Source organism: Pseudomonas sp. HAR-UPW-AIA-41, from assembly GCF_002304225.1.
Lineage (GTDB): Bacteria > Pseudomonadota > Gammaproteobacteria > Pseudomonadales > Pseudomonadaceae > Aquipseudomonas.
In genome coordinates, this window is record NZ_NSLB01000058.1 from 1 (window position 1) to 214 (window position 214).

The 214-nt window shown below is 68.7% G+C and carries 1 pseudogene; it reads left to right on the top strand.

What is annotated here, in order from left to right:
* Positions 1-145 (top strand): annotated as a pseudogene (locus CK486_RS18640) (HlyD family secretion protein); the annotation flags it as partial.
* Between the last annotated feature and the right edge of the window lie 69 nt (positions 146-214).

A 214-nucleotide genomic window follows, 5' to 3' on the forward strand; every position in this document is an offset into this window, starting at 1 on the left:
AAGCCCAACCAAAGTGTCGCCGCCGGTGACCTGCTGGTACTCTTCGACGCCACCACCCTCAAGGCCCAGGCCGATGTCGCCGAACGCGCCCTGGGGGGTGGCCGAGGCGGAGCTGAAGCCCAACCAAAGTGTCGCCGCCGGTGACCTGCTGGTACTCTTCGACGCCACCACCCTCAAGGCCCAGGCCGATGTCGCCGAACGCGCCCTGGGGGGT